The organism is Myxococcus guangdongensis, assembly GCF_024198255.1.
Classification (GTDB): Bacteria; Myxococcota; Myxococcia; order Myxococcales; family Myxococcaceae; genus Myxococcus; species Myxococcus guangdongensis.
Map to the genome: position 1 here is coordinate 105,989 of NZ_JAJVKW010000017.1, position 14,785 is coordinate 120,773.

17 protein-coding genes are annotated in these 14,785 nt (G+C 69.8%); 7 read left to right on the plus strand and 10 right to left on the minus strand.

Features of this window, described 5'->3' with window-relative positions:
• The first annotated feature begins 43 nt into the window (after positions 1–43).
• A complete protein-coding gene (locus LXT21_RS37700; RefSeq protein WP_254043079.1) occupies positions 44–460 on the plus strand; it encodes a VOC family protein in 417 nt (138 codons plus the stop codon).
• Positions 461–463: 3 nt separating this feature from the next.
• Here the strand turns inward: LXT21_RS37700 and LXT21_RS37705 are convergent, their stop codons facing one another.
• From LXT21_RS37705 to LXT21_RS37725, 5 genes are all read right to left on the minus strand, one after another.
• Positions 464–922 carry an RrF2 family transcriptional regulator gene (locus LXT21_RS37705; RefSeq protein WP_254043080.1) on the minus strand — a complete coding sequence of 153 codons (459 nt, stop codon included), beginning with the start codon at positions 920–922 and terminating at the stop codon, positions 464–466.
• 111 nt (positions 923–1,033) lie between these two features.
• Complete coding sequence (locus tag LXT21_RS37710) at positions 1,034–2,101, minus strand: YihY/virulence factor BrkB family protein (RefSeq protein WP_254043081.1); 1,068 nt, start codon at positions 2,099–2,101, stop codon at positions 1,034–1,036.
• A gap of 235 nt (positions 2,102–2,336) precedes the next feature.
• Positions 2,337–2,666 carry a hypothetical protein gene (locus LXT21_RS37715; RefSeq protein ID WP_254043082.1) on the minus strand — a complete coding sequence of 110 codons (330 nt, stop codon included), beginning with the start codon at positions 2,664–2,666 and terminating at the stop codon, positions 2,337–2,339.
• Positions 2,667–2,775: 109 nt separating this feature from the next.
• Complete coding sequence (locus LXT21_RS37720; protein ID WP_254043083.1) at positions 2,776–3,798, minus strand: LLM class flavin-dependent oxidoreductase; 1,023 nt, start codon at positions 3,796–3,798, stop codon at positions 2,776–2,778.
• A 138-nt stretch (positions 3,799–3,936) separates the two neighbouring features.
• On the minus strand, positions 3,937–4,542 hold the full coding sequence (locus LXT21_RS37725; RefSeq protein WP_254043084.1) for a hypothetical protein: 606 nt from the start codon (positions 4,540–4,542) through the stop codon (positions 3,937–3,939).
• 113 nt (positions 4,543–4,655) lie between these two features.
• Here LXT21_RS37725 and LXT21_RS37730 point away from each other — a divergent pair, with 113 nt between their 5' ends.
• The 3 genes from LXT21_RS37730 (at position 4,656) to LXT21_RS37740 (ending at position 8,192) form a co-directional block, all read left to right on the plus strand.
• Positions 4,656–5,540, plus strand: a complete 885-nt coding sequence (locus LXT21_RS37730) for a LysR family transcriptional regulator (RefSeq protein ID WP_254043085.1) — start codon at positions 4,656–4,658, stop codon at positions 5,538–5,540.
• A gap of 13 nt (positions 5,541–5,553) precedes the next feature.
• Positions 5,554–6,330, plus strand: coding sequence for an AAC(3) family N-acetyltransferase (locus LXT21_RS37735; protein ID WP_254043086.1), 777 nt, complete (start codon positions 5,554–5,556; stop codon positions 6,328–6,330).
• 179 nt (positions 6,331–6,509) lie between these two features.
• Positions 6,510–8,192, plus strand: coding sequence for a hypothetical protein (locus LXT21_RS37740; RefSeq protein ID WP_254043087.1), 1,683 nt, complete (start codon positions 6,510–6,512; stop codon positions 8,190–8,192).
• A 19-nt stretch (positions 8,193–8,211) separates the two neighbouring features.
• Here LXT21_RS37740 and LXT21_RS37745 read toward each other — a convergent pair whose 3' ends face one another.
• Positions 8,212–8,541, minus strand: coding sequence for an ArsR/SmtB family transcription factor (locus tag LXT21_RS37745; protein ID WP_254043088.1), 330 nt, complete (start codon positions 8,539–8,541; stop codon positions 8,212–8,214).
• Positions 8,542–8,595: 54 nt separating this feature from the next.
• Here LXT21_RS37745 and LXT21_RS37750 point away from each other — a divergent pair, with 54 nt between their 5' ends.
• Positions 8,596–9,036, plus strand: a complete 441-nt coding sequence (locus LXT21_RS37750) for an SRPBCC domain-containing protein (protein ID WP_254043089.1) — start codon at positions 8,596–8,598, stop codon at positions 9,034–9,036.
• A 28-nt stretch (positions 9,037–9,064) separates the two neighbouring features.
• On the opposite strand, the gene rfbC is transcribed toward LXT21_RS37750, so the two are convergent.
• Genes rfbC through rfbB form a run of 4 tightly spaced genes read right to left on the minus strand, consistent with a single transcriptional unit; the run spans position 9,065 to position 12,436 of the window.
• On the minus strand, positions 9,065–9,610 hold the full coding sequence (rfbC, locus tag LXT21_RS37755) for a dTDP-4-dehydrorhamnose 3,5-epimerase (RefSeq protein ID WP_254043090.1): 546 nt from the start codon (positions 9,608–9,610) through the stop codon (positions 9,065–9,067).
• Entirely contained in the window at positions 9,607–10,491 is an 885-nt protein-coding gene (gene rfbA, locus LXT21_RS37760) for a glucose-1-phosphate thymidylyltransferase RfbA (RefSeq protein WP_254043091.1), read from the minus strand. The genes rfbC and rfbA overlap by 4 nt, the downstream gene beginning before the upstream one ends.
• Positions 10,492–10,506: 15 nt before the next feature.
• Positions 10,507–11,409 carry an SDR family oxidoreductase gene (locus tag LXT21_RS37765; RefSeq protein ID WP_254043092.1) on the minus strand — a complete coding sequence of 301 codons (903 nt, stop codon included), beginning with the start codon at positions 11,407–11,409 and terminating at the stop codon, positions 10,507–10,509.
• 1 nt (position 11,410) lies between these two features.
• Entirely contained in the window at positions 11,411–12,436 is a 1,026-nt protein-coding gene (rfbB, locus tag LXT21_RS37770) for a dTDP-glucose 4,6-dehydratase (protein WP_254043093.1), read from the minus strand.
• Between the two features lie 120 nt (positions 12,437–12,556).
• On the opposite strand from rfbB, the gene LXT21_RS37775 reads away from it, so the two are divergent.
• Together LXT21_RS37775 and LXT21_RS37780 are read left to right on the plus strand one after the other, a co-directional pair.
• On the plus strand, positions 12,557–14,182 hold the full coding sequence (locus tag LXT21_RS37775) for a glycosyltransferase (protein ID WP_254043094.1): 1,626 nt from the start codon (positions 12,557–12,559) through the stop codon (positions 14,180–14,182).
• The gene (locus tag LXT21_RS37780; protein WP_254043095.1) at positions 14,172–14,771 is read left to right on the plus strand and encodes a hypothetical protein; all 600 of its coding nucleotides are present in this window, start codon (positions 14,172–14,174) and stop codon (positions 14,769–14,771) included. Before LXT21_RS37775 ends, LXT21_RS37780 begins: the two co-directional genes overlap by 11 nt.
• Positions 14,772–14,785 lie beyond the last annotated feature (14 nt).

Below are 14,785 nucleotides of genomic sequence, written 5' to 3' on the forward strand. Positions count from 1 at the left end.
TCGGCTGTCCATGCCATGCAACCCACCCGAGGTGGAGGCACCCATGGCCATGGCCGGCTCCCGCAAGCTCTTCGTCAACCTGCCCGTGAAGGACTTGAAGCGCACGAACGCGTTCTTCACGAAGCTGGGCTTCGCGTTCGACCCGCGCTTCTGTGATGACCACGCGACGTGCATGGTCATCAGCGACGAGGCCTTCGTGATGCTGCTCACCGAGGCGCGCTTCCAGGACTTCAGCAAGAAGGCCCTGTGCGACACGCGCACCACCGCCGAGGGCATCTTCGCGCTGTCGGCCTCCAGCCGTGAGGACGTGGACCGGATGGTGAGGACCGCGGTGGCGTCCGGCGGTTCAACGGCGGGGGAGCCCCAGGACCACGGCTTCATGTACGGCTGGAGCTTCTTCGACCCGGATGGCCATCACTGGGAGGTCATCCACATGGACCTGGGCGCCCTGCCGCACTGAGGTTCAGCCGGACTTCTCGAAGGAGGGATTGAGCGCGCGGAAGCGGGCCTCCAGGTCCTCGGACATCTGCGCGACGGTGGTGCCCTCCAGGCTCTTCTTCAGCGCGGCCTCCGCGCGGCCGAAGACGCCCTCCAGGTACTCGGCCACGCACGGGCCGATGGTGCAGTCCGGCGCGGGCCCCACGGGGTGGCGGCCGAACAGCTCGCCCTCCTCCACGGACTCGTAGATGTCGCGCAGGGTGATGGCCTCCGGCTTGCGGGCCAGCGTCACGCCGCCCCGGGCGCCGCGCTTCGTCTCGATGAGCCCCGAGCGCGCCAGGTCGCCCAGCAGCCGCCGCACCACGACGGGGTTCGTCTGGATGCTGCGCGCCATGACCTCGGACGTGAGCGGACCCTCCGCTTTCGCCGAGCACTTCGCGAGCATCGCGACGATGTGCGCCGCCATGGTGAATCGGCTGTTCACTCACCCTCCGGGCTGGGATTCGGACACCTCCAGGTTACCTATCGCCCGCCCTGGCGGCGTGCAACCCGGCAATCCCCGCCCCCGAGGGAGACGCCTGCTTCCGGACGGGCCTCAGCGAGACGTCTTGCGCAGGAAGAAGACGCCCAGGCCCAGGCCCGCGGCCCACTTGGCGGCGGCGGCCAGGGGCGTCTGCCCGAGCCTCGGAGGCGCGTTCGCGACCGGCTGGCCCGTGGTCGGGTCCACCTGGGGTCGGAAGTCACGCGAGCCGGGCAGGCCCACGCCGCCCTCCTCCAGCTCCGTCTTGGTGGCCGTCAGGGCCTTGCCCTGCCCCGGCACGTGCTGGCCCGGCGCCTTCCCCTCCGGAGAGCGCTGCTCGAGGATGGCGTTGATTTCGGCGCCCAGCAGCACCACCTGCGAGGACAGCCACATCCACAGCAGGAGCACGATGACGCCGCCGATGGCGCCGTAGTTCACGTCGTACTTGCCGAAGTTGGCCACGTACTTCGAGAAGGCCCAGGACGCGCCCACCCAGATGAGCACGCCCACCACGGAGCCCGGGGTGATGAACCGGAACTTCTGCTTCGCGTTGGGCAGGAAGTAATAGAGCACCGCCCACAGGAACATCATCAGCAGGCCCGCCACGGGCAGGCGCAGCCACAGCGCCACCGTGGACGCGGGACCGGGCAGCTTGCTGGCCAGCGCGGGCGTGGCCACGGCCGCCAGGGCCGCGACGATGGCGACCACCGCGGCAATCAGCGTGGTGGAGACCGCGATGAGCCGCAGCTTCCACACCGGCCGCGTCTCCTCGACGCCGTAGGCGGTGTTGAGCGCGTTGATCAACGCGACGATGCCACCGGACGCCGCCCAGATGGCGCCCACGCCGCCCACCGTCAGCAGGCCCACGGGGTTGCTGCTGGCGAGCGATTCGATGCGCTGGCTCAGGATGGAGGTGACTTCCTTGGGCGCCACCTTGCCCAGCTCGTGGATGAGCACCTGCGCCTGGTTGGGGTCGATGATGACGCCCGCCAGGGACACCAGGAACAGGAGGAACGGGAACAGCGCGAGGATGGCGCGGAACGTCAACGCACCGGCGACGTCCCCCACGTCATCGCGTTTCCATTCGTCCTTCAGGAGCTTGAAGAACTCCAGCCACCCCATGCCCTTGCCCGGCAAGACCATCGCGCATTCCTCATCCCATGAAGTCCCTGGGGATATTGGCCATGCGCGCCCTCGGTGGCGCCCCTGCCCGGATGGACAGCCTCCTCGCCCGCTCCCCCAGGGAGGACCTCGCGTTGGGGGCAGGCATCCAGGGGAGCGCTCCTCCGGGCTCCCATGGGAGGACCGGAGGGCGTGCTCGAACCCTGGATGAGGAGCGCGGACGGAGCCAGGGGGCTGCGTCCACGTGCGTCGAGGACTACCCGGCCGGGTTGCAGCCCGGGGTGCAGTGGTTGGTGTTGATGAGCTTCTTGGTGCCGGCGATGTTGGACTGACAGGCCGCGTACTGGGTGGCCTGCTGTCCCGGCTTGTTGGTCGTCCCGCACTTCGCCTTGCAGAACGTCACGTCCTCGAGCCAGTAGATCACGCTGTCACCCGCCGGGCACGACGGTGGAAATCCCACGCCCTGTTCCACGCTCTCGGTGCTCTCGGCGGGCGGCGCGGTGGACGCGGGCTCCTGGCCGCCGCAGGCCAGGAGGGACAGGGAGAAGCAGGCACTCAGCATGGTGACGAAACGAAGAGCCTTCATGTGGGGAGCTCCTTGTCGGAAGTGAAGCGCCCGCATCATGAGGGTTCTCGGAATTCCGGAGAAGGCTCCGCAACAGGAACCGGATGGCACCTGTATCGGAGGATTCCCTTCATCCCGCGGAGGCTTCGGTCCCCGATTCGAGGGAGAGGCGGGTGCGGGCTTGAGCGAGCAGCTCGTAGGAGCGCAGCCGTGCGGTGTGGTCGAAAATCTGGGCGGTGACCATCAGCTCGTCGGGTTGGACCTCCGCGATGAAGGAGCGCAGCCCCTCCTCCACCTGCTGCGGATTGCCGACAATGGAGCAGGCCAGCATGGACTCCACCTCCGCCAGCTCATACTCGGTGATGCGTCCATCCATGCTGTCCACGGGCGGAGGCAGCTGGCCCGGGCGTCCGCGACGCAGGTTGATGAAGGCCTGGAGGAGCGACGTGAACAGCTTCTGTGCCTCCGGCTCCGTGTCGGCCGCGAAGACGTTGAGGCCGACCATGGCGTGGGGCTTGTCGAGCACCGCGGAGGGGCGGAAGTTGGCTCGGTACACGCGCAGGGCGGACAACAGCTGCTGGGGCGCGAAGTGCGAGGCGAACGCGTAGGGCAGGCCCATGACGGCGGCGAGCTGCGCGCCGAAGAGGCTGGAGCCGAGGATCCACAGGGGCACCTTGAGGCCCATGCCCGGCACGGCGCGCACGGCCTGTTGGGGTTCGGCGTCCTGGAAGTAGGCCTGGAGCTCGGCGACGTCCTGGGGGAAGGCGTCGGAGGTGTCCACGCGGCTGCGGCGCAGGGCGGCGGCGGTGCGCTGGTCGGTGCCCGGGGCGCGGCCCAGGCCCAGGTCGATGCGGCCGGGGTACAGGGTTTCGAGGGTGCCGAACTGCTCGGCGATGACCAGGGGCGAGTGGTTGGGCAGCATGATGCCGCCGGCGCCCACGCGGATGCTCGAGGTGCCCTGCGCGACATGGCCGATGACGACGGCGGTGGCCGCGCTGGCGATGCCGGTCATGTTGTGGTGCTCGGCCAGCCAGAAGCGCTGGTAGCCCCAGCGTTCCACGTGCCGGGCCAGGTCCAGCGTGGAGCGAAGGGCGTCCGCCGCGTCACTGCCCTGGCGGATGGGGGAGAGGTCTAGAACGGAGAAGGGAATCATCGGAGGACCTCAGGGCGCGCACGCGCAACGAGGGACGGGCCCGTCCCGTCCCGGGCGGCGCCATCCCCGGAGCCCCTGCGTTAACGCAGGGCGCGTGTCCTTGCACGGGAAACGCAGGAGGGCTTGGACGGCCCCTCGTCACCGCGTCGTGGGCGGCGACTCGAAGCGGTGGGGGGCGAAGAGCCCGGCCCGCTCGTGGTTGCGCACCCAGGGCCGCTCCCCCTTGTCCAGTGACACCGTCTCCTTCAGCTGCCCCTGCGCGTACTCGTAATGCTGCTGGATGCGGTAGGTGTCGAAGGGCGCGAAGGAGCTCAGCTCCAGATGGAACACCAGCTTCGCCTCCCGGAACGCGCGGTCGGTCGTCCCCTCGCCCGGCCCCAACGTCGAGGCCAGCTTCAGGGCCACACGCCCGGACGGCTCCACCGCCCCCAGGTCGACCCGGAAGAACATCGTCTGCTCTCGCGGGCCCGCGCTCCCGTCGTAGTCCGGGTGCCGCCGCCGCAGGTGCTTCACCGACTCCCAGTGGCCAGCGAAGCGGCGCTGCTCGACGGTGAACTCGTAGTCGAACGCCGGAACCCGCTTCCACGCCCCCTCCTCGAAGCGCTCCGCCTGCGCCTCTCCCACCCACAACAAGGTGACCTCCGGCTCCGGCCCCTTCTCCGCTCGCAAGGGCAACGCGCCCGGCACGGTGCTGGCGCAGGCGAAGGTGAACAACAACCACGGGACGAGGACCCAACGCTTCATGGGAACAACCTCTTCGGGCTCGATGGCGCGACATGCGCGAGCCCCACCATGCGTCCATCCCGCCTCCTCAACAATCCGATGAAACGCAACCCATTGTTGTAGAATCCGCAACGATGAACCTCAACCATCTGACGGTCTTCCTCGCGGTGTCGCAGACGCGCGGCTACACCCAGGCCGCGAAGCGGCTCGGCGTGGACAAGGGACACGTGAGCCGGGTGGTCCGCGCGCTCGAGGCGGAGCTGGGCGTCGTACTCCTCACCCGGACCACGCGCGCCGTGGCACTGACCCTCGCCGGGGAGCAACTCCTCGCGCGCATCGCCGAGCCCCTCGCCGCGCTCGAATCCGCCACGGCCTCGCTCGAGGACCAGCCCGTGACACCCTCGGGACTGGTGACGGTGACGACGACGCCAGACCTGGGCCGCACCGTGGTGGCGCCCCTGGTGGCGGCCTTCCGCGCGCGCTACCCGTTGGTCCGGGTGCGGCTCGTCCTGGAGTCCTCCGTGGTGGCGCTCGCGGCGACGCGCTCGGACCTGGCCCTGCGAGTGGGCACGCTGCGCCCCGGGCCGTTCAAGGCGCGCAAGCTGGGCACCCTGGAGGCGGGCTTCTTCGCCTCGCCCCGCTACCTCGCGTCACGCGGGAGCATGAAGTCGGTGAGCGAGCTGGCCCGACATGACGGCCTGTGGCCCTCGACCCAACCGGGGCGCAAGAGCTTCGCCGCGAAGAAGGACTCGCCCCCTGCAGCAGTCGAGTGCGAGGACTTCGGCGCCCTGCTGGAGCTGGCCCGGAACGCGGGCGGCGTGGCGCTGCTGCCCACGTTCCTCGCCGCGCGCGACGTGGCGCAGGGAACACTCGTTCGGGTGCTGTCGGACCTCACCTTCCCCAGCACCCCACTCTCCCTCGTCACCCTCCCCGAGCGCCCCCTCGCGCCCCGCGTCGTGGCGATGCGAGACTTCCTCATCGAACACGTTCCGACGGCGCTCGCGATGAAGCCCGGTTAGGATTTCGAACCCGATGTCCAACGAGGTCAGCCAGCAACAGATGGTGGAGCAGCTTCGCGCGCTCGGCGTTCGCGAGGCGGGCGTGCTCCTGGTCCACACGTCGTTCCGGGCCGTGCGTCCCGTCGAAGGCGGGCCCCTCGGACTGGTGGCCGCCCTGCGCGCGGCCGTAGGTCCTCGTGGGACGTTGGTGATGCCGACGATGACGGATGGCGAGTCCGTCTTCGACCCGCGCTCCACGCCCACCACGGACATGGGCATCACCGCGGAGCTGTTCTGGCGCCAACCGGGCGTGGTCCGCAGCACCCATCCAGGCGGCTCGTTCGCCGCGGCCGGTCCCCACGCGGTGCGAATCTGCCGTCCTCAGCCGCTCTCTCCGCCACACGGCCCCGACAGTCCCGTGGGCCAGGTGCATGCCCTCGGAGGCCAGGTCCTCCTGCTCGGCGTGACACACAGCGAGGACACCACGCTGCACCTCGCGGAGGCGCTCGCGGAGGTGCCCTACTCCATCTCCCATCCCTGCGTCGTCGAGGTCGACGGCGCCGTCCGCACGGTGGATATCGCCGAGACCGACCACTGCTGCACCGGCTTCCGTCGCGCCGACACCTGGCTCCGTCCCCGAGGACTCCAGCGTGAAGGCAAGGTGGGCCACGCCGACGCGCGACTGGCGGACGCGCGGGACATCGTCGCCGTCGCGCTGGAGCAGCTCGCCGTGGACCCGCTCGTCTTCCTCTGCGGGCCAGACTCGGGCTGCGAGGAGTGCACGCTGGCCCGTGACAGCGTCGCGCGCTGATTGCCCCGCACCCGGAAGCATGGCGCACGACGCTCGCGCTCCCGATTGAGCACAGGCGATCAACTCTGGTGTCGCTGAAGCGACAGGCCTCGAGTCCCACGCCGAATGCACGTGCCACCCTGGCCCGAGGTGCCTCAATAGCTGAGCGCTTTGAAGCGCATCAGCATTGGGGGACAAGGATGAAGAGGAATCGTGGGAAGGTCGGCTGGGTGTTTCTTGCCACCAGCCTGGCCATGGCGCAGGGAGCTTGTTCGAAGAGCAAGGACAGCGGTCCGAGCACCAACCAGAACCAGACGAAGGACGGCCCCGCGGACCAGGGGCCGGACCTGCCGCGATTGACGGGCGGTGACAGCACTCGCGGCGAGCAGGTGTTCCGCTTCGAGACCTTCGGCAACGAGGGCTTCTGGACGGACGCGGCGCGCCTGCCCGCGGGAATCGTCGCCGCGCGACTCACCCCGGTGCAGGCGCTGCAAGCGGGCCTCAGCGTCAACGTGGACGCGCTGGACGACGCCACGAAAACGGCCGTCGCGAACGAGTTGGCCACGCAGGGCACCAACGGCCCGCTGCTCAATGCCCCAGCCACCACCCTCGCGCTCATCAACGCCAATGCGGTGATTGGCGTCGTGGTCAAGGACACCAACGCGGACGGCAAGCTGGACGTCGCCAGCGGTGACAAGGTGGGCGTCTCCTGCGCGCTGTGCCACGCGATTACGGATGGCTCGGTGGTGAAGTCGCCGAACAACCTGGGCGGCGGCTCCATCGGCAAGCAGATTGACGGCCCCACGCCCCACAACCTCAACGTGGGCGGCATCTTCGCGTTGGCCGCCAACACGCGCGCGCTCTACCCGCTCCTCCAGGTGAAGCTGACCGCCAACGGGGACAAGTCCATCGGCCGAGCGCCCTCGGAGAAGGGGCTCACGGAGAAGTCCACGGAGGCGGAGGTCGATGCCCTCGTGAGCAACCCGGCCTACTACCCTCTGGGCACGTTCGACGACGCGCCAGACGGCACGGGCGCGCAGCAGCACATCGCGCCCTTCTTCCGCACGGACCTGGCGGCGCCCTGGGGCACGCCCGGTGACATCGCGCGGCTCGAGAACTTCGACAACATCGTCTACACCGTGCTGCTGGACCCCACGAGCCTCGTGACCCCCAACGGGCGCACCTTCCTCCAGGCCCTGGGTGGAAAGGCCGCCGGCGCCGAGCTGGCCGACGACTACCTGGCCATCCTCAAGGAGACCCAGGTGGCGGGCAAGGGCGGCGTGGTGGGCGAGGGCTTCCCCTACATCACCGCGACCCTCGTCCCCGCCGACCAGGCCGGCACCGAGGCCGCGCCCGTGGGCTTGCGCGTGGACGAGACCGCGCTGAGGGACCTCAACGCGTACACCGACAGCCTCCAGGCGCCCGCGCCCGTCGCCTTCGACGCCACCCGGGCCGCGCGCGGACGCGAGCAGTTCACCGCGCGCTGCACCAACTGCCACAACGTGGACCAGAGCAAGCGCGTCCCGTCCTTCATCGTGCCGATGAAGAGCATCTACCCGGGCTACAACCCGACGGTGCTCGCCGAGCGTCCCGCGGAGCCCGGCATCCGGCCCATCGCCTTCGCGCCCATCCAGGACGACCCCACCACCATCTTCGACGACAAGACGGTCGTCGTGGACGCCAGCCGCCGCGGTGAGCCTCGCGGCTCCGCCATGCCCCTGCTGTTGGACCTGGGGCGCAAGGACCGCTTCCTCCACGACAGCGAGGTGGTCGGGCTGGACTCGCTGATGGACCCCGCGCGCGGCGACAAGGCGCCCCACCCCGTCTACGTGCAGGACGCCACGCAGCGCGGTGATTTGGTGGAGTTCCTCAAGAGCCTGTAGCCGCTGTCCCAGCGGGGCGTCAGTCGTCTTCCACGCCCCGCTTCAGCTTCGACAGGAGGCCCACGGCCTCCCGTGCATAGGGGGAGATCCACCGCTCGTGGATCTCCTGGAAGGGCGTGACGTCGAGGTAGTTCCAACGCGTGCGCCCTTCCTTCACCGCGATGACCAGCCCCGCGCGCTCCAGCACCTTCAGGTGCTGCATCACCGTGCACCGGTCCAGCGAGCCCTCGAACCGCTCGCACAGGTCCCCCGTCGTCCGCGGCGCCTCCTTCAACAAGTCCAGCATCGCCCGCCTCCGCGAGTCCGCCAGCGCCTTGAAGATGAGGTCATCCCGCTCCGCCCTCGACATGTTATAATTCTATAACATATTGTCCGGCCGAACCCCAGCGGGAGGAGCAACGAGATGGAGCCCAGGTTCCAGGTGCAGCTGAAGGTCCAGAAGCCGGTGGCGGAGGTGTTCGACGCGGTGGTGGACCCGCGCAAGCTCAGCGGCTACTTCGTCCAGGCGGCGAGCGGTCCGCTGGTGGCGGGCACCACGGTGAAGTGGCGCTTCGCGGAGGTGCCGGGCGAGCACGACGTCATCGTCCGCGAGGTGGAGAAGGACGCCCGGCTCGTCTTCGAGTGGGAGGCGGGCCCCGGCGGCTATCAGATCCGGGTGGAGATGCGCTTCTCGTCCATCGACGCCGGCAACACGATGGTCCAGATTCGCGAGTCGGGCTGGAAGGACTCGAAGGCGGACATCCAGGCGTCCTACGGCAACTGTGGCGGCTGGATGCACATGATGTCGTGCCTCAAGGCCTACCTCGAGTACGGCATCAACCTGCGCGCCGGCGGAGCGATGTGAGCGGGCCCGTCGCCCGCCCAGGCGACGATTACAGCGACGGCAGCACCTGCGCGTCCTTGAGCCGGGGGGCGCGCAGGTCCTTCGGAGACATGAGCGGCTCCGTCACCGGCCAGGGGATGGCGAGGTCCGGGTCATCCCACGCGATGCAGCGCTCGACCTCGGGCGCGTACTGCGTGGTGCACTTGTAATGGAAGTCCGCGGTGGTACTCGTCACGCAGAAGCCGTGCGCGAAGCCCGGCGGAATCCAGAGCTGCCGGCGGTTCTCCGCGGACAGCTCCACGCCCACCCACCGGCCGAACGTCGGCGAGCCGCGCCGCACGTCCACGGCCACGTCGTACACGGCGCCCGCGAGCACCTGCACCAGCTTCCCCTGCCCCTGCGGCTCCTGGAAGTGCAGCCCGCGAAGGGTGCCCTTCCCCGAGCGCGAGTAGTTGTCCTGCACGAAGGGCCCGGGGATGCCGGCGTCCGCGTAGCGCTTCGCGTGGAACAGCTCCATGAAGAAGCCCCGGTCGTCACCGAAGACCTTGGGCTCGAGCAACAGCAGCTCTGGAATCTCCTGGGGGAGGACCTTCACGACACCGCCCCCCGGTTCTCCGCGACGGCCATCAGGTACTCGCCGTACTCGTTCTTCCGCATCGGCTCGGCCAGCGCCATGAGCTGCTGCGCGTCGATGTAGCCCATCCGGTACGCAATCTCCTCGGGGCACGACACCTTGAGGCCCTGCCGCCGCTCGATGACCTCGATGAAGTTGGAGGCCTCCATCAGCGAGCTGTGCGTCCCCGTGTCGAGCCACGCATAGCCGCGCCCCATCAGCTCCACGTCGAGCTGCCCTCGGCGCAGGTACTCGATGTTGACGTCGGTGATCTCCAGCTCGCCACGCGGGCTCGGCTTGAGCGCGGCGGCGATGTCGAGCACCTGGTTGTCGTAGAAGTACAGCCCGGTGACGGCGTAGCTGGACTTGGGCTTCGCCGGCTTTTCCTCCAGGCTCACCGCGCGGTTCTTCGCGTCCAGTTCGACGACGCCGTAGCGCTGCGGGTCCTTCACGTAGTAGCCGAACACTGTGGCGCCGGAGGACGTGCGGCGCGCGGCCTCGCGCACCAGGTTGCTGAGCCCGTGGCCGTAGAAGATGTTGTCGCCCAGGATGAGCGACACCGGGTCCTTGCCCACGAAGTCGCGGCCGATGATGAACGCCTGCGCCAGGCCCTCGGGTCGGGGCTGCTCGGCGTACTCGAAGCGCATGCCCCACTGCGAGCCGTCACCCAGCAGCTCCCGGAAGCGCGGCAGGTCCTGCGGCGTGGAGATGATGAGCACGTCGCGGATGCCCGCCAGCATCAGCGTGCTGAGCGGGTAGTAGATCATCGGCTTGTCGTGCACCGGGAGCAGCTGCTTGCTGACCACGCGGGTCAGCGGATACAGCCGGGTGCCCGAGCCGCCGGCGAGGATGATGCCCTTCATGTCCACCTCTCCACGTCAGTGCCCCCGCGCGGCCTTCCACGTGGCGTGGAAGCGCGCGAGCGACTCGGCCAGCTCCAGCGGCTTCGCCTCGAGCCCGGTGCGGACCTTGTCCGTCTTCAGCCCGCTCTTCAGCGGGCGGGGGCTGGGCAGCTTCAGCTCCGCCATGCGCGTCGGGACGATGAGCTTCGCGTCGAACCCGAACACCTCGCACAGCGCCCGGCCGTAGGCCACCCGGTCCACCACGGCGGCGCCGCAGGTGTTCCAGACGCCGCCGAGCTTGCGCTCGCCCAGCTCCACCAGCATGGCCGCCACGTTGTCCGCGAGGCTGGGCGAGACCACCTGGTCCTCGAAGAGCTTCGCGGGCTGGCCCTTCTCCAGATTCGTCACCAGCCACGCGCCGAAGTTGAGCCGCCCCTCCACCGGGGGCCAGCCGTACACCACCGCCGTGCGGGCGATGGCACAGCCGGGCGCGAGCACCCGCGCCGCCTGCTCACCCATGTGCTTGGTCACCGCGTAGACGCCGCGCGGGTTGGGCACGGCGTCCTCGTCGTACGGGCCCGCCTCGCCGTCGAAGACGTAGTCGGTGGACACGTGCACCAGGTGCGCCCCGGCCTTGCGAGCGCCCCGGGCGACGAACTCGGTGGCGCGCACGTTGCCCGCGTAGGCGGCCTCCGGGTCCTTCTCGCACGCGTCCACCTCCGTCATGGAGGCGCAGTGGATGATGACCTCGGGCGCCGCGGCCTCGAGCGCCGAGGCCACGTCCGCCTCGCGCGTCAGGTCCACCGTCGCGTAGCCATACGCGCCACCGGTGCGCCGGGGACCTCGCCCCAGGCCCACCACGGTGTGGCCGCGCTGCTCCAACTGCAGACAGGCGCGGCTGCCCACCAGTCCATTCGAGCCCGTGACGAGCACGCGCATGTCACGCCCTCCCCTGGAGGCGGTGCTGGTACTGCGTCTCGAAGTACTGGCGATACGCGCCGCTCATCACCCGGCCCCACCACGCCGGGTGGTCCACGTACCAGCGCACCGTCTGGGCCAGCCCCTCCTCGAAGGTGTGCGCGGGCGTCCAGCCCAGCTCCGCGCGAATCTTCGACGGGTCGATGGCGTATCTCCGGTCATGTCCCGGCCGGTCCTTGACGTACTGGATGAGCGACTCGGGCTTGCCCACGAGGCCGAGGATGGCCTTCACGATGTCGATGTTGCGCCGCTCCGCGCCGCCGCCGATGTTGTAGACCTCGCCCGCGCGGCCCTTCTCCAGCGCGAGCAGCAGCGCCCGGCAGTGGTCCTCCACGTGGAGCCAGTCGCGCACGTTGGCGCCGTCGCCGTACACCGGCAGGGGCTTGTCGTGCAGCGCGTTGACCACCATGAGCGGGATGAGCTTCTCGGGGAACTGGTAGCGGCCGTAGTTGTTCGAGCAGCGCGTCACCACCACGTCCATCTTGAACGTGTGGTGGTACGCGAGCGCCACCAGGTCCGAGCTCGTCTTGCTGGCCGAGTAGGGGCTGGAGGGGTTGAGCGGCGAGGACTCGGTGAAGGCGCCCGTGGGGCCCAGCGAGCCGTAGACCTCGTCGGTGGACACCATGACGAAGCGCTGGATGCCGCGCGCGCGGCTGGCCTCGAGCAGCCGCTGGGTGCCCAGCACGTTGGTGGTGACGAAGACCTCGGGGCCGAGGATGGAGCGGTCCACGTGGCTCTCGGCCGCCAGGTGCAGCACGGCGTCGATGGCGTGCACGGCCATCAGGTGCTCCACCAGCTCGCGATTGCCGATGTCACCGCGGACGAAGACGTGGCGGGGGTCGCCCTCCAGGTCGGAGAGGTTCTCCAGGTTGCCCGCGTACGTGAGCTGGTCGAGATTGAGCACCGTCCAGTCGGGTCGCTCGCGTCGCAGGTACCGCACGAGGTTGGAGCCGATGAAGCCACACCCTCCTGTCACCATTACGTTCATGTGCCGCGGGCCTCGAGTGCTCAGAGAGGGTGCCTGCGTATCGGAGAGGTTCTTGACGGTCAAGGCGCCAGGGGCCTCGGGCTTGTGTGCTCCCCCTCGCGGGGCTAAGGGAGCCTTCGCGTGAGTGAATCCAGACGCAGCCCCCCGACGACGGGACTCCCGGCGGTCCACCAGCTCCTGCCCCGGCTCGCCTGGGGCGACGCGGTGGGCAACCAGGTGCGCTACCTCCAGGACCTGCTGCGTCGCTGGGGCCACACGTCGGACCTCTACGCCGAGGACTGGGACGACGCCTGCAAGGACCAGGTCCGCCACGCGCGCGAGTACGCGAAAGACGCTCGCCCGGACTCCATCCTGCTGGTGCACCACAGCTTCCAGTCGCGGCTGGTGCCGCTCATCGCCCGGGCGCCTGGTCGCAAGGTGCTCGTGTACCACAACGTGACGCCCGCCCGGCTGTTCGAGGGGTTCGAGCGGAAGGTCGCCGCCGCGTGTGATGCGGCGCGGGATGAGCTGTTGGAGCTGCGGCCTCATGTCGAGCGGGCGTTCGGCTACTCACGCTTCAGCGCGGAGGAGCTGGTGGCCGCGGGCCATGGCTCGGTGGCGACGCTGCCCTTCGCCATCGACTGGAGCGCGTTCGACACGGCCCCGGACCCGGCGCTGCTCGCGGAGCTGGGGGATGGGTGCGCGAACGTCCTCTTCGTGGGACGCGCGGTGCCGAGCAAGAAGGTGGACGACGTGCTGCGCGTCTTCACCGCGTACCAGCGGCTGTACCAGCCGAGGAGCCGGTTGGTCGTCGCGGGGTATCTGCATCGGGACGGGGCCCATGGCGCGTATCTGCACGGGCTCAAGGAGGTGCTCGGCGCGGAGCGGGTGCTGTTCCTCGGGCGCGTGAGTCCGGCGCAGCTCTCCGCGTGCTTCAGGACCGCGTCGGCGTATCTGTCGATGAGCCGGCACGAGGGCTTCGGCGTGCCGCTGCTGGAGGCGATGTACCGCGACGTGCCCGTGGTGGCGTATGGGGCGGCGGCCGTCCCCGAGACGATGGGCGGCGCGGGGCTGACCACGCTGACGGATGCGCCGGCCGAGGTGGCGCAGCTGCTTGCCGTGTTGGACCGGAACCCCACCCTGCGCGCGGAGGTGCTCGAGGGACAGCGCGCACGACTGGCTTCGCTCTCGCAGGAGAAGGTGGCCGAGCAGGTGCGCCAGGCGTTCGGAGACCTGCTCACGGCGCGCCCGAGCGAGCCGGCGCTGACAGGGGAGACGCCCGCTGTCGAGGTGGTGTGTCCCGCGTTCACCGTGCGCCCCGACGATGCGTCCTCCCGACTGGCGCGGCGACTGGTGGAGCGGTTGCCGGGAGCGCGGGTGCTGGCGTTGCGGCCCCGGGGACAGGCGGCGTCCATGACGCTGGGCCCCGAGGATGTCGAGGGCGTGTCCGTGTGGCACTTCACGCCGGACCAACCGGTGAGCCCGGGCGCGGGTGTGCTGCCTGGGTCTTCGTCACTGGAGACCGCGGTGCGCGTGTCCTCGGCGCCGGTGGTGCTGTTGGGTGTGGAGACGTTGGTGGCACAGGCGCTCCTGCCGCACGTGGGCGCCAGGGCTTGCGGCGCTCATGATGCGTCGACGGTGTTGGAACCCGCGCGCCGGCATCTGGGGGCGCGGCTGGTGGCCATGGAGCCTTCGCATCCGGAGCGGACCGTGGCGGCGCTGGTGGAGGCCCTTTCTTCTGCCCGAGGTGGTTCGAATGCGCGCTGAGGACTTGTTGACCCGAGCGCCCTCCGCCGAGTCGGTGGCGAGGGAGACGCAGAGACTTCCGGAGCCCTCGGCCGAGGCGCGGGAGTCGCTTCGTCAGGTGCTGGAGGCGTCCGCGAGACCCGCGACCACCACGCCCTGGCCCGCGCTGCTCACCGAGGCGCGCGGGAAGATGGACAGCCGCTACGCGGGGCCGGTGACGTCGCACCGGGGCGGATTGACGGGGCCGGCGCTGGTGCTGGCGAAGCGCGCCTTCCGGCTCGTCTTCCAGCCGTTCATCAACGAGGCGCTGCGCAAGCAGGTGGAGTTCAACGAGTCCATCCTCGATGCGCTGGCGACGATTCACGACGTGCAGCGCGAGCACGCACGCACCCAGGCCACCTGGAGGCAGGACGTCGAGCGGAGACTCGCGCGCATCGAGGAGGCCGCTCGCGATGAGCGGGGCGCGACGCCAGGTGGCGATGCAGCACCTTCACGGCCCTCCACGGCGGCCAGCGTCATGACCTCCGAGCCGCGAACATCCGGCGCCCCCCTCGACCCTCCGACGCTCCCCGGCGGAGCGAAGCGCGGTCGTCGTCCGGGGCGGCGGTAGCCCCTTCCTTCCGA